This is a genomic window from Tsukamurella soli, assembly GCF_039541155.1.
Taxonomy (GTDB): Bacteria; Actinomycetota; Actinomycetes; order Mycobacteriales; family Mycobacteriaceae; genus Tsukamurella; species Tsukamurella soli.
The window spans coordinates 1-4536 of record NZ_BAABFR010000185.1; the positions used below are offsets into that span (position 1 = coordinate 1).

General features: G+C 70.6%; 4 protein-coding genes and 1 pseudogene. All 5 read right to left on the bottom strand.

The genetic code is table 11. From position 1 onward, the window contains the following. Window positions 1-112: pseudogene (locus tag ABD908_RS26615) on the bottom strand (peptide chain release factor N(5)-glutamine methyltransferase); the annotation flags it as partial. Between the two features lie 4 nt (window positions 113-116). Beyond that, window positions 117-1193, bottom strand: coding sequence for a peptide chain release factor 1 (prfA, locus tag ABD908_RS26620; protein ID WP_345001810.1), 1077 nt, complete (start codon window positions 1191-1193; stop codon window positions 117-119). Window positions 1194-1291: 98 nt separating this feature from the next. Continuing rightward, window positions 1292-1522, bottom strand: a complete 231-nt coding sequence (gene rpmE / locus ABD908_RS26625; RefSeq protein WP_345001812.1) for a 50S ribosomal protein L31 — start codon at window positions 1520-1522, stop codon at window positions 1292-1294. Between the two features lie 138 nt (window positions 1523-1660). Then, entirely contained in the window at window positions 1661-2983 is a 1323-nt protein-coding gene (locus tag ABD908_RS26630) for a lipase family protein (protein WP_345001814.1), read from the bottom strand. Between the two features lie 5 nt (window positions 2984-2988). Beyond that, window positions 2989-4536 (bottom strand): transcription termination factor Rho (rho, locus tag ABD908_RS26635; RefSeq protein WP_345001816.1); only part of this gene is annotated, 1548 nt, incomplete at its 5' end.

The window sequence follows — 4536 nt, forward strand, 5'->3', positions numbered from 1 at the left end:
CGATGCCGAGGACGTGCGCGAGCAGCAGCTCGGCGTCGGCGCGGGGCGAGGGCACCCCGGCGGCCGTGAGCCGTGCCGCCCCCTGCCCCACGAGCCGCGTCGGGCGCGTCACCGGGTCACTCGGCCTCGAGCCGGGCCTGCCGATCGGCGGCCGAGAGGGCGTCCAGCAGCGGGTCGAGCTCCCCGTCGAGCACCTGGTCGAGGTTGTGCGCCTTGAAGCCGATGCGGTGGTCGGTGATGCGGTTCTCGGGCCAGTTGTAGGTGCGGATCCGCTCGGACCGGTCGACGGTACGGATCTGGGCGGCGCGCGAGTCGGACGCGGCGGCGTCGGCCTGCTCCTCGGCCAGCGCCTGCAGCCGCGCTGCGAGGACCGCCATCGCACGGGCCTTGTTCTGCAGCTGGGAGCGCTCGTTCTGGCAGGTGACGACGATGCCGGTGGGCAGGTGCGTGATGCGCACGGCGGAGTCGGTGGTATTCACACCTTGGCCGCCCTTGCCAGAACTGCGGTAGACGTCGATGCGGAGATCGGTCTCATCGATCTGGACCTGCTCGACCTCGTCGGGCTCGGGATAGACCAGCACGCCCGCTGCCGAGGTGTGGATGCGGCCCTGGCTCTCCGTGGTGGGCACGCGCTGCACGCGGTGTACGCCGCCCTCGAACTTCATGCGCGCCCACACCCCGTCGGCGGCGTCGCCCCGGGACTTGATCGAGAACGTCGCGTCCTTGTATCCGCCCAGGTCGGAGTAGGTGACGTCGAGGGTCTCGACCTTCCAGCCGTGCCGCTCGGCGTACCGCAGGTACATGCGCGCGAGGTCGCCGGCGAACAGGGCCGACTCCTCGCCGCCCTCGCCGGACTTGACCTCGAGCACCACGTCGTCGCCGTCGTGCGGGTCGCGCGGCGCGAGCAGATCGGTGAGCTGCTCCTCGAGCTGAGTCACCTGCCGCTCGAGCACGGGGATCTCGTCGGCGAAGGAGGCGTCGTCGGCGGCGAGCTCACGGGCAGCGGCGAGGTCGTCCCGCGCGGCCGTCAGCTTGCGATGCGTGGCCATGATCGGCGCGAGCTCGGCGAAGCGCTTGCCCACGCGCCGGGCCGCGCCGGGATCGTTGTGCAGCCCCGGGTCGGACATCTGCCGCTCCAGGCCGGAGTACTCGGCCAGGATGTCGTCGATGGCCGATGGTGACGCGCTGCTCATGCTGGGGATCCTTTGCGTGGAATGACAGGTGGCCTCGAAAAACACCGACGCCCGGCCTGGCCGCTGTGATGCGGGCAGTCCGGGCGTCGGGAGCGAAGCTACTTGTCGGCGCTGGCCTTCGGGGCGCGCTTGCCGTAGCGCTTCTCGAAGCGGGCGACACGGCCGCCGGTGTCGAGGATCTTCTGCTTGCCCGTGTAGAACGGGTGGCACTGCGAGCACACCTCGACGACGATGCGGCCGCCGTCCTTGGTGCTGTGGGTCTCGAACGTGTTGCCGCAACCGCACAGAACGGTGGTGGCCACGTACTCGGGGTGGATACCCTTCTTCATGAAAATCCTCTTCTCGTCTTCTGGCCGCCGGGTCGCCTGCTGATGACGGACCCTGTGTCCACCTGTGGGCACAGACGTGAACCGGAACCGACTATCCAGTATGCCAGAACGCACGGGCGGACACGAAATTCCCGGGCCTTACCAGCCACGCGGACCGACGCCGGCGCCGACGGCGAATCTCGCCACCACCAGACCGTGTCGGATCAGCCCCAGCCACACACCGGGTCGGAGCGCGAGGACGCTGGTGCGCGTCCGGGCTGTGGCCCGCGCGTCCACACAGCGGGCCGCGAGCCAGTCGAGGCTCGGTGTCACCGAGACGACGGCGAGCGCGATGTGTTCGGCCCCGCGGTCGCGCCAGTATTCGATCCGTGCGCCGCGGTCGCGGTAGGCCTCGACGAGGCCGTCGACATCCGCGATCGATATGACCGGATCCGGCACGCCCTGGAGGACGAGGACGGGGCAGCTGGGGGCACGCGTCCCGGGCTCGATGTCCGCGAACATGTCGCGGACCGGCGCGCCCGCCATGAAGTCCGCGAGCGGCATGTCCAGCAGGTCGGCCGGGTCGAAGTTGCGGAATCGTGCGAGCGCCTCGACGGTGCTCAGCGAGTCCGCCTGCGCCAGGAGTTCCCGGCCCCGCGGGGTGACGTGCGCGTCGAGGAAGGCGTGGAACTCCGGGTAGGCGCGGTACAGGCCGGCGACCACCGTGAGCGCGAGACCACCGAACGGTCCGCCTGCGAGCCGGAGGAAGGTGTTGCGCAGGCTCCCTACCGGGCTCCCCAGTACGGCGCCCGCGATGGCGAGCTCGGGTGCGTATTCCGGGTGCAACTCGGCCGCCCAGGCGGTCGCGAGGCCGCCCCCCGAGTATCCCCACATCACCGTCGGGTCGTCATCGGCGACGTCGAACGGCTCGAACGAGCGGGCCGCCCGGATCGCGTCGAGCGTGCAGTAGCCGGACTCACGCGGTGCGCCCCAGTTACCGGACACCCCCTCGTGATCGGGGACCACGGCCGCCCAACCGCGGGCGAGGGCCATCCCGATGTTGAGCAACTCCCAGCGCGTGGCGGCGCCGTAGGACCGCGCGCCTCGGCGCAGCGCGTAGGACGGGAAGCACCGTGGCGCGATCGCGTCGATGGCGCACTGATAGGACAGCAACGGCCGGGGCACGCGGCGGGGACCGCGCGGCTCGATCAGGGTGGCGACCGATGTCCGCGGCGCCCCGAGGTGGTCGGCGGTGCGATATTGCACCTGCCAGGCCCGGTTCTTCAGCCCGATCCGCCCGAACACGCCGACCTGCACGCGCCGGCTCCGCAACACGGTCCCGGGCGGCAGCTGCTCGAACCCCGGAGGAGGTCGGTGGAACGGGTCCTCCTCCGGGGGCAGCGGGTGCGCCGTGCAGACGACCGAGTGGTCGTGGACGGCGTCGAAGTCCCCGCCGCCTGCGGCCGGGGCGGCCTCGGTCACCGTCGTCAGTCCGCGTCCGCGAAGCCGCTGTTCTTCTGCACCGTCATCAGGAACTCGATGTTGTTGCGCGTCTTCTTCAGCTGGCTGATCAGCAGGTCGATGGCCTGCTGATTGTCCAGCGCCGACAACAGGCGACGCAGCTTGTTCACCACAGCCGCCTCGTCGGGCGCCATGATCAGCTCGTCCTTACGGGTGTTGGACGCCGCGACGTCGACCGCCGGGAACACCCGGCGCTCGGAGATCTTGCGGTCCAGCTTCAGCTCGGCGTTGCCGGTGCCCTTGAACTCCTCGAAGATCACCGTGTCGCCGGTGGAGCCGGTCTCGACCAGGGCGGTCGCGATGATGGTGAGCGAGCCGCCGTTCTCGATGTTGCGCGCCGCGCCCAGGAACCGCTTCGGCGGGTACAGGGCCGTCGAGTCGATACCGCCGGACAGGATGCGGCCCGACGCCGGGCTCGAGTTGTTGTACGCGCGGCCCAGCCGGGTGATCGAGTCGAGCAGCACCACCACGTCCTTGCCGCCCTCGACGAGCCGCTTGGCGCGCTCGATGGCCAGCTCCGCGACGGACGTGTGGTCCGACGGGGGCCGGTCGAACGTCGAGCTGATCACCTCGCCGCGCACGCTGCGCTGCATGTCGGTGACCTCCTCCGGACGCTCGTCCACCAGCACCACCATGAGGTAGCACTCGGGATTGTTGGTGGCGATCGCGTTGGCGATGTCCTGCAGGATGGTGGTCTTACCGGCCTTGGGCGGCGCCGAGATCAGGGCGCGCTGTCCCTTGCCGATCGGCATGATGAGGTCGATCACGCGCGTGGTGATGATGTTCTGGGCGGTCTCGAGACGCAGCCGCTGGTTGGGGTACAGCGGGGTGAGCTTATTGAACTCGGGGCGCTTCTTCGCCGCGTCGAGCTCGAGGCCGTTGACGCTGTCGAGCCGCACCAGCGGGTTGAACTTCTGCCGCTGGTTCTGCTGCTCGCCCTCGCGCGGCACCTTGACGGCGCCGGTGATGGCGTCACCGCGGCGGAGGCCGTTGCGCCGCACCATGTTCATCGACACGTACACGTCGTTGGGGCCCGCGATGTAGCCGGAGGTGCGGACGAACGCGTAGTTGTCGAGCACGTCGAGGATGCCGGCGACGGGCTGCAGGACGTCGTCCTCGGAGACCTGCGGCTCGCCACCCCCTTCGACGCCCACGCGGTCGCGTCCGCGACGGCGCTCGCGGAACCGGCGCCCGCGCCGACCCTCCTCGTCACCGCCGTCGGGGCCGTTGTTGCCGCTCCCCTGGTTGCCGCGCGCCTGGTTGCCCCCCTGGGTATTGCGATCCTGGGCGCCCCGGTCCTGATTGCGCTCGCCGTTGCCGGCGCGGTCCTGGTTCTGCTGGCCGTTCTGGCGGCGCTGGTTCCGCGACTCGCCCTGGCCCCGCTCGTTCTGCTGGCTGCGCTGCTGGCGGGCCGCGCGCTGATTCTCGCCCTGCTCGCGCTGGCCCTGCTCGCGCTGGCCGGCAGCCGCCTCGCGCCGTTGCTCGCCCTGATCGGGGGCATCGGTGGTCGCCGG

What these genes read in the sequence shown, in the direction of transcription:
- prfA (WP_345001810.1), bottom strand. Translation starts at nt 1,193, where the DNA reads ATGAGCAGCGCGTCACCATCGGCCATCGACGACATCCTGGCCGAGTAC.
- rpmE (WP_345001812.1), bottom strand. Translation starts at nt 1,522, where the DNA reads ATGAAGAAGGGTATCCACCCCGAGTACGTGGCCACCACCGTTCTGTGC.